12 protein-coding genes are annotated in these 15663 nt (G+C 58.0%); 3 read left to right on the forward strand and 9 right to left on the reverse strand.

Going from position 1 to position 15663, the window contains the following annotated elements:
• Nucleotides 1–464: 464 nt before the first annotated feature.
• From F3J44_RS14175 to F3J44_RS14205, 7 genes are all read right to left on the reverse strand, one after another.
• Nucleotides 465–926 carry a type II toxin-antitoxin system YhaV family toxin gene (locus F3J44_RS14175; protein ID WP_167273361.1) on the reverse strand — a complete coding sequence of 154 codons (462 nt, stop codon included), beginning with the start codon at nucleotides 924–926 and terminating at the stop codon, nucleotides 465–467.
• Nucleotides 926–1243, reverse strand: coding sequence for a type II toxin-antitoxin system PrlF family antitoxin (locus F3J44_RS14180; protein ID WP_167273364.1), 318 nt, complete (start codon nucleotides 1241–1243; stop codon nucleotides 926–928). The genes F3J44_RS14175 and F3J44_RS14180 overlap by 1 nt, the downstream gene beginning before the upstream one ends.
• A gap of 116 nt (nucleotides 1244–1359) precedes the next feature.
• Nucleotides 1360–2274, reverse strand: a complete 915-nt coding sequence (locus F3J44_RS14185) for a hypothetical protein (RefSeq protein WP_167273368.1) — start codon at nucleotides 2272–2274, stop codon at nucleotides 1360–1362.
• Nucleotides 2271–4472 carry an AAA family ATPase gene (locus F3J44_RS14190; RefSeq protein ID WP_167273370.1) on the reverse strand — a complete coding sequence of 734 codons (2202 nt, stop codon included), beginning with the start codon at nucleotides 4470–4472 and terminating at the stop codon, nucleotides 2271–2273. The genes F3J44_RS14185 and F3J44_RS14190 overlap by 4 nt, the downstream gene beginning before the upstream one ends.
• A 251-nt stretch (nucleotides 4473–4723) precedes the next feature.
• The gene (locus F3J44_RS14195) at nucleotides 4724–6868 is read right to left on the reverse strand and encodes a DEAD/DEAH box helicase (RefSeq protein ID WP_167273373.1); all 2145 of its coding nucleotides are present in this window, start codon (nucleotides 6866–6868) and stop codon (nucleotides 4724–4726) included.
• A gap of 1 nt (nucleotide 6869) precedes the next feature.
• Nucleotides 6870–8486 carry a dsDNA nuclease domain-containing protein gene (locus F3J44_RS14200; protein ID WP_167273378.1) on the reverse strand — a complete coding sequence of 539 codons (1617 nt, stop codon included), beginning with the start codon at nucleotides 8484–8486 and terminating at the stop codon, nucleotides 6870–6872.
• 371 nt (nucleotides 8487–8857) lie between these two features.
• Nucleotides 8858–9772, reverse strand: coding sequence for a LysR family transcriptional regulator (locus F3J44_RS14205; protein ID WP_167273380.1), 915 nt, complete (start codon nucleotides 9770–9772; stop codon nucleotides 8858–8860).
• Nucleotides 9773–9978: 206 nt separating this feature from the next.
• Here F3J44_RS14205 and F3J44_RS14210 point away from each other — a divergent pair, with 206 nt between their 5' ends.
• The 3 genes from F3J44_RS14210 to F3J44_RS14220 all read left to right on the forward strand — a co-directional run bounded on the left by F3J44_RS14210 (nucleotide 9979) and on the right by F3J44_RS14220 (nucleotide 14053).
• Nucleotides 9979–11001 (forward strand): zinc-dependent alcohol dehydrogenase family protein, encoded by a 1023-nt coding sequence (locus F3J44_RS14210; RefSeq protein ID WP_167273383.1) that lies wholly within the window; start codon nucleotides 9979–9981, stop codon nucleotides 10999–11001.
• 404 nt (nucleotides 11002–11405) lie between these two features.
• Complete coding sequence (locus F3J44_RS14215) at nucleotides 11406–12755, forward strand: hypothetical protein (protein ID WP_167273385.1); 1350 nt, start codon at nucleotides 11406–11408, stop codon at nucleotides 12753–12755.
• Entirely contained in the window at nucleotides 12755–14053 is a 1299-nt protein-coding gene (locus F3J44_RS14220; protein WP_167273388.1) for an aminotransferase class I/II-fold pyridoxal phosphate-dependent enzyme, read from the forward strand. The genes F3J44_RS14215 and F3J44_RS14220 overlap by 1 nt, the downstream gene beginning before the upstream one ends.
• A 90-nt stretch (nucleotides 14054–14143) precedes the next feature.
• Here the strand turns inward: F3J44_RS14220 and F3J44_RS14225 are convergent, their stop codons facing one another.
• Both F3J44_RS14225 and F3J44_RS14230 read right to left on the reverse strand, forming a co-directional pair.
• Nucleotides 14144–14761 carry a hypothetical protein gene (locus tag F3J44_RS14225; protein ID WP_167273390.1) on the reverse strand — a complete coding sequence of 206 codons (618 nt, stop codon included), beginning with the start codon at nucleotides 14759–14761 and terminating at the stop codon, nucleotides 14144–14146.
• A gap of 5 nt (nucleotides 14762–14766) precedes the next feature.
• A complete protein-coding gene (locus tag F3J44_RS14230) occupies nucleotides 14767–15582 on the reverse strand; it encodes a hypothetical protein (protein ID WP_167273393.1) in 816 nt (271 codons plus the stop codon).
• Nucleotides 15583–15663: the final 81 nt, after the last annotated feature.

Here is a 15663-nt window from a genome sequence, read left to right on the forward strand (position 1 = left end):
TTTGTCCATGGTGGACTCTATCGTCGGCCTATTCAAGGAATTGGCGGTGAATCACTGATCAAGTCATCCTCGGCAACTGTTTGGTAGCCATAGCGAGGCGGGTTTATGGACCCGACTGTGACGACCGAGTGGGGCGCTGGTTCGGAGCAGCTTTGCTGCGGCATCAATGTGCCGTGCGCAGCTTAAAGGCTATCAGGATCCCCAAACCACTCTCGTACAGTGGTTAGGAATTTGGTAACCCAAAGCACGGGGCTACACTCAAGCACTCCCAAGCTTTTGGCTCACATGTTTTCATCGCTGCCAAAAAACATTTGGGCATCCATATAAATCAAATGGTTATGCATGGGAAGTTGGATTTGTACCCGCAGATGTACCCCTTTCAACAGCAGCTACGAGTGGATTGCAGTGGACGCAACAAGGAGGGATCGGTTTCAAAGGTGCAATCCCTCACCCACTTGCGCAATTTATGCTTTGGGCTCGTCCCAGTCGCTACGCGTCACAGCAGTCAGCGCATCCCAGTCATCAGGAGGGTTGCCGCGGTCCAGCATCTTCTCGAATACCGCGTAGGGATCGGATTTGCTGCCTGCGGACCGTAGGGTATTTTCGTCGTTGACCCACGCATAGACGATGACCTTGGACCTCGAATCGTAGCGAAAGAACAGCCGAAAGCGCCTGCCGATTTTCGCGCGCCGCCAATGTCGGTAGGCAGTGCCCAGCGTGTTGCCTTGGCGGAACTCATCACGGCCCGGGTCGGCAGGCACAGCCTCCATGATCAGATGGCTCAATGCCCGAAACAGCTTCACGTTGGCATTGCTTTCAAAACCTTGCGGGTCGTTCTGCTCGGCCCGTGCGGCGGCTTCTTGCAATTTGCGTAGCTGTAAAGTCACACCTTCATGGAACAACAGTGTCCAGCCATGTCGCACCATCAGATCGCGACCTCACCATCGATATCCTCGTCCAGGTTTACAGGGTGTTCTGCATTGGCGAGCATGGTTTGCGCCAAGTCTTCCGGCAGGGTAGTGAGGTTGCGTCCGTTTCGGATATCAGCCTCCAGCAATCCCAGGAACGCACCGATTGCAGGGTCTTCGTGGGTGGTGTCTACGCGGCTGACCACGATTTCACCGCCGCGTACGTCGAATGCAATCTTGCCACCTGTGTCAATGCCCAGTAGCTGGCGAACGGATTTGGGCAGTGTGACCTGCCCCTTCGAGGTCAACGTGGCGATTTCGTGGATGGCAGGCATGGCGTTCTCCCGGATGTATTGGTTGAATGGTAAGGAATAATCCTTACGCGGTCAATCTTGATTTTCTGCTGATCAAGCATCGGCGGGGAGGACTCTGAATAGCGCCGCAGGATGAGTTACACCACTTCCCGGGACACGATCCCCAACCGTTGGTATTTCGCTAGTAATCGCTCAACTTCGGCAGCCAACAAGTCTTCCACCATGGCCGAATATTGCTTATCAGGCGCCGCATAGGCGTAAAGCGCATCAACCTGCTGAAATGCCAGGTTCTGCAAGTTTGTGGCATGTGGCTCAGGCATGGTGATGGCCAGGTCGAGTTGGCTCTCGATAGAGGCGATCTGCGCTTTGATCTCGCGCCAGCGTGCGGTGCGTTGCTCCACCAAGCCCTGCCGGTTCAGGCCAAAGACTCGGTAGGTGTGGTGGCCGTAGGGGTCAATCTGACCTGCATGCACTTGAGGTCCGACCACGCTCAGCTCTTGCTCCAGCATCCACTTCAAGTGCTGCTTGGGATCGCGTCGAGTAGGATCAATGAGCGCGGGGTCTTCGGCTTCATGATTATCACTCGCACCAAAGGCGCGCTGTGGCCCCAATATGGGAAACAAATCGCCTTTACCTAAATAAAACTGTCCCTCAACCTCATCTTCCAGTGGGGTTTGTTCAGTTTGCTGAGCGTCCTGGTAGCGCCGTCGATTACAATCGATGCAACTGGCAAGTAAGTTTTCCCAGCTCGCGGCGAGCCACCAATACCCTGGGTGCTCAGGGCAGCCAGCAACGCGTCCTTTCGGGCGGAAGTGCTCAATATCGGTCGGTTGAACGGCCCGAATGCTGGACTCGCAATAGGCGCATTTGCCAAAGAACAACGTATTTAATGCCGTGGCAACATCATCCTGCCGATAGGCCTTGAATTTGAACTTAGTGGTGGGAGTAGTCCTAAAGTGTTGGGTCGCCCGCTCACGTTCGCGGGCGGCCAGGCTTGTGGATCCGGCTAGGGATGCTGGGACGGGAACATCCCGTCGATCTACCCACCTCATGGGCGGCGGCTCCGTTGCAGGGTCTTAAGCTTGGCCAGCACACCTTGCACGGCCTCTTCTCGGACTTGACCTCGAGCAACCTCGGATGAGGCATTCATTTCCTCAATAAAGCGGCGCAGGGCTTCGTTGAGGATCTGTTCAGCAGGCGTGTCACCGAGCCAACGAAGATGTCCGAGTGTTCGCTGATCATGGTGGGACAGCGCAGAGCGAGCGTGGGTAGGCAATGCGATTTGTTCCAGCACCTGTTCCAGATCAGGGTCGGCGGTGCTCGACAAACCAAAATAGTCAGAGGTCAATAACTGTTCTGCACGAAGCCCTCGGACGTCCGGCAGGTCGTTCAGGACTTCGATAATTTGCGTTTCGTTTCGCACAAGCACCTTGACTTCATCGCCGCGCATACCACGTAAACAGAGTGGGTCATGGGTAGTCACAATAAACTGCACATTGGGCATCGCCCTTCGCAGGGCGGACATCACCTGCAGCTTCCAGCGTGGGTGCAAGTGGGTTTCGATTTCATCAATCAACACGAGCCCGCGCGCGTATTCCAGATCCCCCCATTCCTCAAGCATGCCGCGCATCACTGCCAAGACCATGGCCATCAGTGAACGGTAGCCATCGCTGAGTCGCTCGAGGGGCGTTTCACGGCCGTGCGCATGAACGTAGAGTCGACCCTCGGCGTCCCTGCCGATGTTGTCGTCGTGCTTCAAGATCAGTACCTCTCGCATTGCACGTGCAAGGGCGTCGAAGCTCGCGTCATCAAGGCTCTGTAACCAACGGCCTGGATGGGGCAGATTGGCAAAGGGGTCGAACAATGATTTTACTGCCGAAATGTGCTGTCGACGGGCCGTTTCTTTGCCGAAGAACCGGCGTGCACCGAAGGCGAATAACACTAGCGCGGGTTGTTCTTCACCGACGAAGCGCTTGGTCAACGGGTCGATGTGGAAGCGAATCGGCTCGCCAGTGTCAAACTCGAGAACCACCTCCGGGGTAACGGTATCGTTCAAATACCATCCTTCCACTTCACGGGGAAGAAAGTCTTCAGCAGACACTCCTAACCGAGTGCGCATGGTATCGCCCATTAGGCTGAGCGCCACAGCCTGGAGGGTCGTACTTTTGCCGGTGGAGTTCTCTCCTAGCAACGTGGCACACGGCGCGCCCGCTTCATCTGGGGACGTGGCAGGAATATCGAGGTCTAGCTGGGGAATACCCTTGAAATTGCGGATGCTAATGCGGCGCAGGAGTGAGGTTCGTGGCTCGGGGCGTAGCGGCAGCGTGCGCAACTCGGAAACTAGCTCGAGTGGCTCGTCATGTGCGTACAGGGTTTGAGACGTCGCTGAGTCCAGAAGCTCTTGCCATTGTTGATCGTCAGCGCCATACACTAACTCGATGGCATCATCCTCGATGCTTTTTAACTTTGGCTTGGCAAGCTTGGCTGACTGGGCATAGCGAGACATGAAATTAAAGAAAAAGATACGGGCTACGCCAGAGAATTCACTACTATCCTCCAGTTCCGTGCGGAACTCTTCGTAGTCCCCTTGATAATCTCTGCCTCTTCCTATTTGTAGCAGATCTAAGCAGCGTTGAATTTTTTTTGCTCTGGCGTAAATCAGTTCACTTCGATTGAGTGCAAGCGTGTCAATGGTGCCTCGACCTATAGGGTCCACGCCGATAGCCGTTCCATTGAACTCGAAGCGAAGGTGCTTATTGGGTTCTGTGTTGCAGGGGTTGATTAACAGCGCCTGTTCAAAGGTCTCTGTTTCTGACCAAGTGCTGCGGACTCTGGCGCGAGGGCCTTTCACGGGAAATATGTTGCGTTTGCTGCGGTTACATTCGACACAGGAATGAAATAAGTTCTCCCACTCATAAGCGAACCAACTGTAATGGTCAGAACTATGGCTTTCGCTTTCACGCCTATCATTTTGTAATGCATTACTTAACGGTCTGTGATGCACAATCTCCGTGGGGTTCTTCCCATGGAGGGCGGTCTCACAATATGCACATTTGCTGAGAAAAACCCTGTACAGCGCCTCTTGGACAAGTGCAGATTTCCAAATGTCGGGCTCAAGTGGTGGGCGTCGACGCGCGCGCTCTTCAGGAGGTAGGCGGTAATGGTCAGCCAGTCGTTCCTTGGCTCTGCGTACCTGCTCGTCGGTCAGCGGCCTAGGGAGTGAAGCGCGTTTGCGTAAGACTCTCATCATGGGTGTGGTGTCTCCTTTTCTTGCGCACCGTGGTTGGCGATTAACCCTAACGAGTCGGTTGGCAAGTGATTTTGTGCCCGCTTGATAGCGGTTGATAATAAGTGAAGGCGTTGTTAGGTGAAGGTATCTGTCATGCCCAAGTGATATGAGCTTGCCGACGCAATTTGGGAAATAGATCTCTTATCCTTCAGAGCACGCACTACGACTTTAGAGGGTGTCAGGTTGCGGGTGAGTGGCCGCAATACTCCCTGTTAGATTTCGTCTACAGCCCACCTTACGATGCTTTTTTCGAAGTGTGTCAACGGCGCCGATTCGATTCTAGGTGCCCATGCGCGTAACTTGTCGAGTAGTTGGGTAAGGTTTTCTGAAGGCAAGATCGCCCCTTTGAATTTCGAGGAGATCTGGGTCGGCACACCGTACTCATCCAACGCGGTGAGCAGCGGATCATGGAACAGGTTTTCAAGCTGCTCGGCGAAAAAGCCAAAGTCCCCTGGCTCGATGCCCCTGCGGGTCAAAACGTCCGCTTGGATCTTGCTCAACGCCATGATGTCTCGGGGAAGGCGGTATGAAATGACGTTGCGTATGAGCTTGAGCCGTTGCCCTATCGACTCGCTGGGAGTCCGGTCGGAGCCATCCTCATCAATCGCCTGCTGGAGATAGGCCTTGAAGTCTTTCTGGGCTCTGAGGGCATTGATATGCCAAGCGAGTTGCAGCCCTGAATGGATACCATACTCCGGCAGCCGATGAGGAAGGTGCTCATAGATCAGAGTACAGAGATACTCAAGTTGCTTTTGCTCTGGGTTACCTTTCCACGTGAGCCATACGCGACCCAGCGCGAGCTCTCGCAGAATGCGGTCGGCCAATTCGACCTGACGTTCGACTGGAATGTGCCTGTTTTCGATCAGCGTCGCGACGGACAGTTGAGGCGTCGCATAGGCAGCCTCAAGACGCTGCCGCGACTGGTCGGTGAGGTATTCGGGTTCGAGTTTCATGAGCAGTCCTATAGGGGACGTCCCGTCTTGCAAGCCGATTGGATACTCGACTATGAGGCTCTTCTCCTCTGGTGGCTCCTCCAGCATATGAACCTTACCGATGAAGTATTGATTCATTCGCCCGGCGCGTCCGGAAATATTCTTGAAGGTGAAAAAATCAAAGGGACTGTTGTTGATTCTTCGGTCATAGATGATGACGTTCTCTGCCGACGTGTTCACCCCCTCGATCATGGTGGACGTGCAGATGATGTAGCGAATGGTTCGCTCGTTGAACAACTTCACAAAATATTGCTGGATGGCCCTTGGTACACCGCCGTGGTGAATGCCGATGCCTAGCGAAATCGCCTTCGCTACGTTCCAGGCAGGATGATAGTTATCCGCAATCCATTCTGAAATTTCACGGGTGCCATCAAGCGCAGAGAAGTCCCCCTCATCGATTAAATATTGCGCGACCCGATTTGCGCTTGCCGGTGACTGGCAGTAGATCAGGGTAGGAGAGGTGATCTGCGAGCACAGTTCAAGAAGCTTATCCTTTCGCGTGTCGCCGCGCGTTCGCAGGTTGTAGTGCGTCACGTCGACTGCCACGGTCGAAAAGTTCGAGGGAATGAAATTGTACTCATACCCATCCAGGCCTTGGATGTTCTGAATGTGTGGGCCGAGTAGATAGAACTGAGCATTCAGCTTCGCAAGCTTGTGAAAAGCAAGGCTGAGATCAATAGATCGATTCTTTTCGTCAGAATCGCTGGCAAGGTCGAGCTTGTAGAACTCGTCAATGACGAAGAAATCAACATCACCCAGGTCATCACGCTGGAGCACCCTCTCCTGGGTCAGCAAGTACACATTAATAGGGGCGTCTGTTGCCGCTTGGCTAGGGTGCGTGATGATGTTGCACTGCTGACGAAAGCGTCTGACCAGCCGCCGGCGAGTTTCATCAATGAGGGCGATCGTAGGCACGATCACTACAACCTTTCGGAACTTGCCCTGTGCGAGGACAGCATCAATCACCAGGCTCTTACCGACGCTGGTCGAGGCACTTAGTACGACGTTTCTGCCTTGCATCAACAAATGGAAAACATGTGCCTGCAGGCGATGAAAAACCATGCCTTTCTCAATCCCTTCCACTCGATGAACCTCATAGGCCAACCGGTCGAGGAACGAAACGCTCTCGACATGTGGGGTGATGTAGGGGAACAGTCCAACGGTACGTACTAGGCTGAGCAGCAACGACTGTTCGACTTCATCGAACAGCTCGAACTTGTCAAGCGCCCGAATGACCAGGTCACGGCCCTCCCATTCGGGATGACCCTTGTTCACGATAGAGCTCATCCCCATGAGTAGGCCGGATTTGTCACTTTTGAGATCGTTAAGGTTCTCTAGCTGCTGTTTGACGAGATCGTATTTCATATCAGCTAGCAGCCTTGCAGAGCGTATTAAATTTCTGAACGAGCTGGTGGATGCTCTCGATCGGCACCAGGAAGACCACTACCCGGACTTGTTTGATCTTTGACGGTAATGTATTGGCCAACGCATTGTAGTGCTGGGTAACCTCTGTCTTGAGGCTAGCCAGGTAATCAGACAGGTACCCCTCGGACAACGCGTCGCTGTCGTAGGCGAGCAGGATCGGGAAGCACAACACACTTAGCATTTCCTGCGCAGGAGCATTGCGGTGCAAGGCTTTGTTGAAGGCTTCGGCCGTGGGTAGGTGGTGATGAGGCTCGCGGAGCGTGATGATGATCTCTCGCTCCTCAGTTAGCGCTGCTCTGGAGATGGTGGCATCGAGCACATCGCAAATTTCTTTCAGTGTCTGATCCATCGTTCCGGTGGAAATCATCCGCGACAAACCAAGCCATAGCTGGTCTGCTTCACCCGGTTTCTGGACGATGTGCGCATTGCCGAACTCGGAAAGCTTGCCGTTGACCGCATAGAAAACCTTACATGCGATTGGCTCGCTGTGTTCCCGACTTCGCAGGATGGCATGCAATATCAACTCTGCAATCAATCGATCCCGAGGTACGGCGGCTTGGGTCAACGTGTCGATGGATCGCGCCAATGCCGTTGGCGTGTGGTGTATCTGGAAATTGGCGATTTCGCTCGCACGTAGACAGAATTCAGGCAGCCACTGCAGCAAGTGCTCCGCTAGTTGTTGGGCTCGCCACTCCTCGAAATCGTACTCGACGTCAAAGCCAGACAGGGTACGTAGCAAACCATCCTCCGTGGTCGTGTGAAACTCCACCAGGAACGGATCAGGCTTGGTCTTGTATGGTTTGGCAAAGGCGGCAGAGTGCTTGGCAGCTGCACCAAGTAGAGCTTTCAGTCGCGCGAGGGCTGCAACACGGCTGATTATTTTCTTCTCGGGTACGGTTTTGACATCAGCAGTTGCAGCGTCGTCGGCCCAAGCCAAGAAGGCATCGTAGATCTCTTTCTGCTGGCGATGAGAAGGGGTCTCCCCGTACAGATCGATAACCTCAGCAAGTACACGCAGATTCGTTGCCTCCAGCGACGAAACATCACCGCAAACCTGCCAGACGAAATTGTCTGCCCAATAGGAAAAGTCACGCCCTCTGGCAGACACAGTCTTGAGCTGCTTGGCCAGTGTCAGTCCTCGCTGCGTGGCTAGGTCGGGGGTAACCCGTCTGTCCAGTTCCTTGGCGAAATACTCCAGTGCCTTTGCGATATCGCGCTTGGACACGATTCTGAAGCAGGCTATACCCGGTCGTACATCGCATTTTAATGACTTCTGAAACAAGGAGGAGTCAGCTTTCTGCTTCTCTAGGGTGGTGCACTCGGTCAGGTTCCACTTCTTATCATTTTCGGTGGTCTTGACCTGAATGTACTCATTGAGAGTTTCCCCTGCATTCTCAGAAACCGCGACGATGTCATCAGCGGTTTCGCATTCCACTTGGAGATAGGTACTGTCACGCAGCATCTTCAAAATAAACGCAACGGCGACGTGATCCTGGTATTTGAAACCCTGTCGAGCTGCTGGCCCACCTTTATTTGATGGGCTTGGAATACTCACCATGACGTCCTTGTATCGATGAAGAAGGTTGGCGGCCGGGCTTTGTGAAGAGCAAGCGCAAGCTTACGGACACATCCATTGATGGCTCCACGCTACCACCATTGGCGATCACTCGACTATCCCCACTTGTTCTCGTACGGAGGTTCAGCCATTAGCTGAAGTGATCGGATAGCGCTCGACGTCGGCTTGGGAACAGCAACGGGGGATTGTCCGAGAAGGGGACTGTTGGACGTTAGGCTGGGGGCATCCTTTTAAAACCATCCAAAGCATGCCCTCAGATGTGCCCCCAATGTAGCAATCGTCTGGAAGTGAATGGAGCTCCATGGTTTGTGGAAAGGCAGGAATGATTAGCCGAACAGCCTGCCTGACGAAACCTAAAGACTCTCAGGATCCCCAAAGAACATCTGTATCCGCGACCGCAACCACCGCTCTGCCGGGTCGTTGTCCTGCGCCCCGCGCCAGGCCATGTGCAGTTCGAAGGTGCGCACCGGCAGTGGCAGGTCCTCGGCCCTCAACCCGCCCGCTGCGGTCAGTGCATCGGCGGTGTAGTCCGGCACCGTGGCGAGGATGTCGGTTCCCGCCAGCAAGCTCCCCAGGCCGTTGAACTGCGGCACCGCCAGCACCACTTGGCGCTTGCGGCCAATCTCGTCGAGTGCTTCGTCGATGAACCCGGACAAGTCGCCGGCAAAAGACACCAGGGCATGGGGCCGGGCGCAGAAGTCGTCGAGGGTGATGCTGCCCGGCACGCTGTCGGCGCGCAGCAGCTTGGGCTTGCTGCGGCGCAGTATCTTGCGCTTGGCGTTGGCCGGCAGCTCGCTGGTGTAGCTGACGCCGACGGAAATCTCGCCGGAGGCCAGCAGGGTCGGCATCAGCAGGTAGTTGACCCGGCGCACCACCAGAACGATGCCCGGCGCTTCGGCGCGGATGCGCTTGAGCAGTTGTGGCAGCAGGGCGAATTCGGCGTCGTCCGACAGGCCAATGCGAAACACCGCATTGCTGGTGGCCGGGTCGAATTCAGCAGCACGGCTCACGGCAGTGGAGATCGAGTCGAGTGCCGGTGACAGCAGGGCGAAGATTTCGTGGGCCCGGGCCGACGGCTCCATGCTGCGGCCGGTGCGCACGAACAGCGGGTCGTCGAACAGGTTGCGCAGGCGCGACAGGGCCGCGCTGATGGCCGGCTGGCCGAGGAACAGTTTCTCCGCGGCACGGGTCACGCTACGCTCATGCATGAGGGTTTCGAACACGATCAGCAGGTTGAGGTCTACGCGACGCAGGTCGTTTCGATTCATCGGTGCGCTTCGCCTAAAGTGGGGCAGGGGTGAATCTTAAGGCCAAAGGCTGCTACCCTGCACCGATTTCCGGGGGCCAATGCACAGGAAAGTCAGGTGCCCAATCGATGACAGGCATGTCGACTATTAATAGCCACTGATGGTCTAACGGTAAAAGCCCGGATAAAGTCCGTGGTAATACGAGATTCACACAGGCGAGGTATGCGATGTCCCGCGTCATCCGTTTCCACAAGTTCGGTGCTGCCGACGTGCTCCGTTGCGAAGAGCAGGCCGAACCGTCACCTGCCGTCGGCGAGGTGCAGATCCGCGTCGAGGCGATCGGCGTGAGCTGGTATGACGTGCTCTGGCGGCAGAACCTGGCGCCGTCCCAGGCACGTCTGCCCGCCGGGATCGGCCACGAGATGGCCGGGGTGGTCACGGCCGTTGGCGCCGGCGTAGACGACATTGCGGTGGGCGACCGGGTGGCCAGCTTCCCGGCCACCAGCGCCAACGAGCATCCGGTGTATGGCGACGTCATCGTCCTGCCGCGCACCGCCATTACCCGTTACCCGGATGTGCTTACCCCGATCGAGGCCAGCGTGCACTACACGCCGCTGCTGATCGCCTACTTCGCCTATGTCGACCTGGCTCGCGCCAAGGCCGGGCAAACGGCGCTGGTTACCGATGCCAGCCACTGTGCCGGGCCGGCCTTCGTGCAGCTGGGCAAGGCGCTGGGGCTGAAGGTGTTCGCGGTGACCAAGGAGCCTGAGCAGCGTGAATACCTGCTGGGGCTGGGCGCGGACAAGGTGATCGTGACCGAAGAGCAGGACCTGCTGATGCAGGTGGGCAAGTACACCGACGGGCGGGGCGTGGACATGGTGCTCGACGGCATGGGCGGGCCACAGATGTCGCTGCTTGGCGACGTGTTGGCGCCACGTGGCAGCCTGGTGCTGTACGGCCTGCAGGGTGGCAACCAGACGCCGTTCCCGGCGTGCGCGGCGTTCCAGAAGAACATTCAGTTCTACGTGCACTGCATCGGCAACTTCACCGGCAAGCCGGAACTGGGCATCAGCCAGGACCAGGTGGCCCTGCACCGCGCCTTGCGCGATATCAACCAGTTCACGGCCGATCAGTTGCTGACACCGCAGATCATCAAGGTGTACCCGTTTGGCCAGGTGGTCGAGGCGCATCGGTACATGGATGAATGCCCTTGCGGGGGGCGGGTGGTGTTGGATATGGCCTCGGCCTGACAGCCTGCTTTCGTGTTGTACAAGAACCCGGGCATTGTCCCGGGTTTTTTGTGGGTGCTTGTAACCCTGTAGGAGCGGGCTTGACCCGCGAACACCGGCGCAGCCGGTGCCATTCACCGCGCCGCTTGCTTCGCGGGGCAAGCCCGCTCCTACAAGAGGCAGGGAAAGCCTGTGGCTCGCGATGGGAACACGTTCTGAAACCACTTGGGCTTTGCGCGAGTGAAGACGCTGCTGCACCCTTGCTGAATGGTTTTTTTGCCGGAATCTGTATCTATTAATCGCCTTGCAACATTCGATAATAGCGCGGAGAACGACAACGCAAGGAGCGTGCGATGCAGACGGGAGCGCGTCTTTCAATGGGCTGGCGGCAGCCCTTACCCCTCCTGGCCATGTGAGGGGGTGGTGTGAGCATTATTCACGATCAGGCCATGCACTACATCTACCAACAGGTACTGGAGCGCCTGTTGCGGCACATGTCCCAAGCGCAGCGCGCGTCCTTGCAATTGTTGATTCAGCGCCTGCTGGTGGCCGCAGGCGGGCCAGATTACATCGGCAACTTCAGGTTGCTGGTGGTGCAGGGCAGTGACCGGCGCAGTGCCCGCCTGCTGGCGGTATTGCGTGCGGCGCAGTTGAGTATCGCCTTGCGCGCACCGGTCACCTTCAAGCTGCGTGTGCTGGTGGCGTGCCTGCCGGCGACCAGCAGTGCGCTGTTGGAGCAGCATGAGCGCAGTTTCAGCGCCTTGTTCATGCAAGATGATCCGCGGGTGCAGCTGGAGGTGATCAGCGCTGGAACCCTGGTGCCTTTCCATCGCCGCCCGGTGCTTGCGCTTGAGCCATGGCCGCAGGCGCGCGATGCCTTGCTGCAGTTCGGCCACCTGGTGGACGCTCGCCCCGAAGTGTTGCTGGGTTGCCGTATGCACCTTGAGCTGGCCGATGCCATTCGCCTGGCGCTCGCCGGGCAACCCTGCATCGATGCCCTGGTAACCGCCATGCCGTGGTGCCAGCGGCGGCGCTTTCTGGCCTGGGCACGCAAGTTGTTGCGCCTGGGCGTTGAAACGGGCCCGGGCCCTTCGCACGCTGGCATGGGCAGCCTGCTCGCCGGCCTTGGCCAGTTGCACGGCGTGGCGGGTTTGTTGGCGCATTCGGCCATCGAGCCGGAGGCGCAGGCCTTGATGCGGGTCCTGGCATTGGACGACCTGCTGCCGCAACTGCTCAGCGAGGGCGAGCTGGACCTGGTGATGGGTTGGCGCTTCGAACCGGGGCAGGACTGCAGCGCGCTGGCGGCGTTTCTCGACCCGTTGGCCCTGGCGCAGTTGCATGAACTGCAAGCCCGCTGCCAGGCGCCCTTGTTGCCGCGGGCGCCACTGCGCTTGGTCAGTTATCAGGGTGAGGACAGGGCCCAGGCCGCGCAGCAGGTGCGCTTGGGCAAGGCCTACGGCATTGGCCCGGTGCAGCTCGAATGCCTGCTGTATCGCCCATTCGTCGATCGCGGTCAGGGCCTTGAGCGTTTCCTGCGCAGCCGGCATGCCGACATGCTGGTTGCGTTGCCGTACCTTCATCGCGCCTTGCAGGGCGAGCCTTGCCCCGACGCGGTCAAGGACTGGTTGGTGAACACCAGTGGCCTGGCCCTGGCGCAACTGCGCACCCTCTACGCGGGGCGGCTGGATGAAGGCCCACGGCGGCTGCTGGCGAGCCTGGCGCGGCGTGACGTGGAACTGCGCCTGCTGCCGCCACCGGGCGAGGCCTTGGGCTGATGCAGCGAGAATTCGCCTACCAGGTGGTATACCGCTACCTGGAAGGCTTGATCGAAGACGTCGGGCAGGGCGGGCCGCCGCGCTTGCCCTCGCTGCGCGTGCTGGCGCGGCGCTTACGGGTTTCGCTGGCCACCGTGCAGGCAGCCTACAGCTTGCTTGAACATGAAGGGCGGGTGTTGTCGGTGCCCAAGTCCGGTTATTTCGCCCAGACCGCTACCAGGCGCGCAGCGCCGGGGCTGGCCGGGCGTGTGCCGGTGCCGTTGCTGGAGCGCGCACTGTTCGCCCAGGAGCGGCGGCTGGCCCGCTCGCGATTGCCTGCAGGCCATGGCCTTATGCGCCTGCGCCAGGCCTTGGCCGAGCGTTACACCCGTTCCTCCCGCCAATGCTGGCAGCCCGAAGAGGTGCAGGTGGGCCCGGATGTTCAAGCCGTGCTGGAAACGTTGTTGGCCGCATTGGCGCTGCAGGGCTGTACCGTGCTGGTCGGCTCGCCCTGTTGCTGGCGCCTGTTGCGGTGGCTGCAGCAGGCGGGCCTGCGCGTACTCGAAGTGCCTGAGGACGCCCGCGGCGGCGTTGATGTCGAAGCCATCGCCAGGGTGCTCGGCCAGGAACAGGTCAGCATGCTGGTGATGCCTTCGTGCCTGGGCATGCCCACGGGCCGCCTTATGGCCCGGCAGGAGCAGCAGCGGCTCGCCAGGCTGCTGGCCCAACAGCCGGTGTGGTTGCTGGAGAACGACCTGGACAGCGAACACTGCTTCACGACCCCGCGTTGTTCACGCCTGCGTGACTGGGTTGACCCGCGCTGGCTGCTGGTGCTGGGTTCGCTGGAGGCTGCGGTGGGCGCCGAAGCGCCCTATGGCTATGTGCTCAGCCGCCAGTTGGCGGTGGCCCAGGCATTCGACCGGCGCGCGTTCCAGCTGGCGCCGCTACGCCAGCAGGCCCTGGCGCAGATGCTTGGCAAAGGCGAGATCGACGAGGCCCTGACCCACGTGCGCGAAGAATTACGCGGGCGCATGGCATTGTTGTGCCAGCAGGTGGCCGCCTGCCTGGGCACGCAGGCAGCATTCAGCAGGCCTGAGGGTGGGCAGGTGCTATGGCTCAAGCTGGCCCAGCCTGTACCTTGCAACCTGCACCTGGCCGAAGCGCTCGGCCCCACGCTGCAGGCCCTGCCTGGCGAGCGGTTCAGTGTCCAGGGGCACTACCGGCAATACCTGGCACTGAGCTGGCAGGGCGGTCAGCTGCAGCTGCTGGTCGCGGCGTTGCAGGAGTTGGCAGTGCTGCTCAAAGGGGCAGGGCGCTGATGCCATTCGTCGGTGCGCCGACCGCAGGCACCGTCGTCCGTCTTCAGAAAAAATCGGGAAGGATGGGTTAAAGTAGCCCACGTTCAGGCATCAAATGTGCTGATCAAGCTTCTCCGACGCGCGCTTTCTCAGCGCGTTCAAGGCGGTGCGGACGGCGTTCTCATCGGTGCATACCGATAAGTCCAAAGCCTCCGCGTAGGCGCGATAGCCAGGATTTCCATCACATTCGTGTACCTCTCCCATTGCTGGATAGTACGTCAGGTCCCAGACCTGGGTGCGCCAGTTGTATGGCCCTTTGTGGGGGTCCAGGCATTGGAAGATATAGATGCGCAACTCGCTTCGGCTGTTCTCGACGATTGATGCTTCTTCGGCGTCTTCACCATTGCCCGTGTCGTTCCTGACCCAAACGTCGAACAACAGATCACCTTTCTCATGGCAATGCACGGGGTCTTCCTGCCCGCCGTTACGAAGCCAGAGCACGGAAATGTCGTTGAACGGCAGAAAACGTTGCCCTGCGCCGTTGCTGACCTCTAGCCCATCGAGGCTGCGGGGCACACGGTTTCGCGATATCTGAGAGTAGTAATCGGCGCCGAACTCCTCTCGTATAAAGCCCAGTAGCTCAAGAATCCGCTGTTGATAATCCGCCAGCAGGCGATAGGCCTTGCGCACATCGAGCAAAGCGCTGTCGATTGAAGTCGCAGTGTTCAAGTTAGTTAACTCCACCTTGCAATGGGAAACTGGGTAAATTGAATAGAAGGCTCAGAAAGATCTGATAGGAAGCGGGATGTCGCTACGCAGCTTGGGATTCGCTTGTCGCTAACGATTCCAGGCGCAAAGACAGGAGAACGCGTAGCGTCGATCGATACTGGGGCCAATTGACCTAACCAGCGCCGGGGAGTAATACGCAGTCCATGCCATTCGTATGCGGCGGCAACATCATCCAGCAGGCGCTGAAGGCCTGGCGATGAGTCCGAAGATGCGTTGGAAATCGCGGCCTCCAAAGCCTGGAACAGCTGATACCAGCTGCAGCACGCCAACTCGTAATCTGAGCCTGCCCCGGACAGTTCTCTCTCGATTTGGGATTCGAGCTCAGCAATGCTTTTCTGTGTGTAATCTTGAAGGCCACCCAGGGTGAGGAGTATCGCGCCTTCACCCAGCTGCTTGCCTGCCCAACCAGCCCGCAACTCATTTGCCAGCTGTACAGCATATTGCTGTTGGAGATCGTCGTGGCGCTTGGCTTCGATCAGCAGCGTACGCTCCGACCCATACAGCACCACATCGGGTTCGACACGTCGTCCGTCAAGCCACCATGATGGCCAGAACTCGAAATCCTCCAAGGTGCCGATCGATCTGTCTGGTCCCAACAGTTGAGAGAAGAAGCGGTCACGCACAGATTCGGGTAAGTAAATCAGGCGCTCGACGATGGTGGCGGTCAGGATGTCTTCCGCCCCGGTGGCATCTCCCAGGCTTGAGTGCTTACCTTCAACGCCGCTACCTCGGCGCTTGCCGTTCAATATTGCAGCGAGCATGTTATCTCCAGCCTTAAGCGCCAAGGGGTTTCATCGTACGGTGTAATCATCTTTTCTCTACGCACAAGGCTTGTGCCCGCG

Source organism: Pantoea sp. Tr-811 (genome assembly GCF_011752535.1).
In the GTDB taxonomy this organism is placed as follows: domain Bacteria; phylum Pseudomonadota; class Gammaproteobacteria; order Pseudomonadales; family Pseudomonadaceae; genus Aquipseudomonas.

Coding starts and splice junctions, on each gene's coding strand:
- F3J44_RS14175 (WP_167273361.1), bottom strand. CDS start 926: ATGGTGCGACATGGCTGGACACTGTTGTTCCATGAAGGTGTGACTTTA.
- F3J44_RS14180 (WP_167273364.1), bottom strand. CDS start 1,243: ATGCCTGCCATCCACGAAATCGCCACGTTGACCTCGAAGGGGCAGGTC.
- F3J44_RS14185 (WP_167273368.1), bottom strand. CDS start 2,274: ATGAGGTGGGTAGATCGACGGGATGTTCCCGTCCCAGCATCCCTAGCC.
- F3J44_RS14190 (WP_167273370.1), bottom strand. CDS start 4,472: ATGATGAGAGTCTTACGCAAACGCGCTTCACTCCCTAGGCCGCTGACC.
- F3J44_RS14195 (WP_167273373.1), bottom strand. CDS start 6,868: ATGAAATACGATCTCGTCAAACAGCAGCTAGAGAACCTTAACGATCTC.
- F3J44_RS14200 (WP_167273378.1), bottom strand. CDS start 8,486: ATGGTGAGTATTCCAAGCCCATCAAATAAAGGTGGGCCAGCAGCTCGA.
- F3J44_RS14205 (WP_167273380.1), bottom strand. CDS start 9,772: ATGAATCGAAACGACCTGCGTCGCGTAGACCTCAACCTGCTGATCGTG.
- F3J44_RS14210 (WP_167273383.1), top strand. CDS start 9,979: ATGTCCCGCGTCATCCGTTTCCACAAGTTCGGTGCTGCCGACGTGCTC.
- F3J44_RS14220 (WP_167273388.1), top strand. CDS start 12,755: ATGCAGCGAGAATTCGCCTACCAGGTGGTATACCGCTACCTGGAAGGC.
- F3J44_RS14230 (WP_167273393.1), bottom strand. CDS start 15,582: ATGCTCGCTGCAATATTGAACGGCAAGCGCCGAGGTAGCGGCGTTGAA.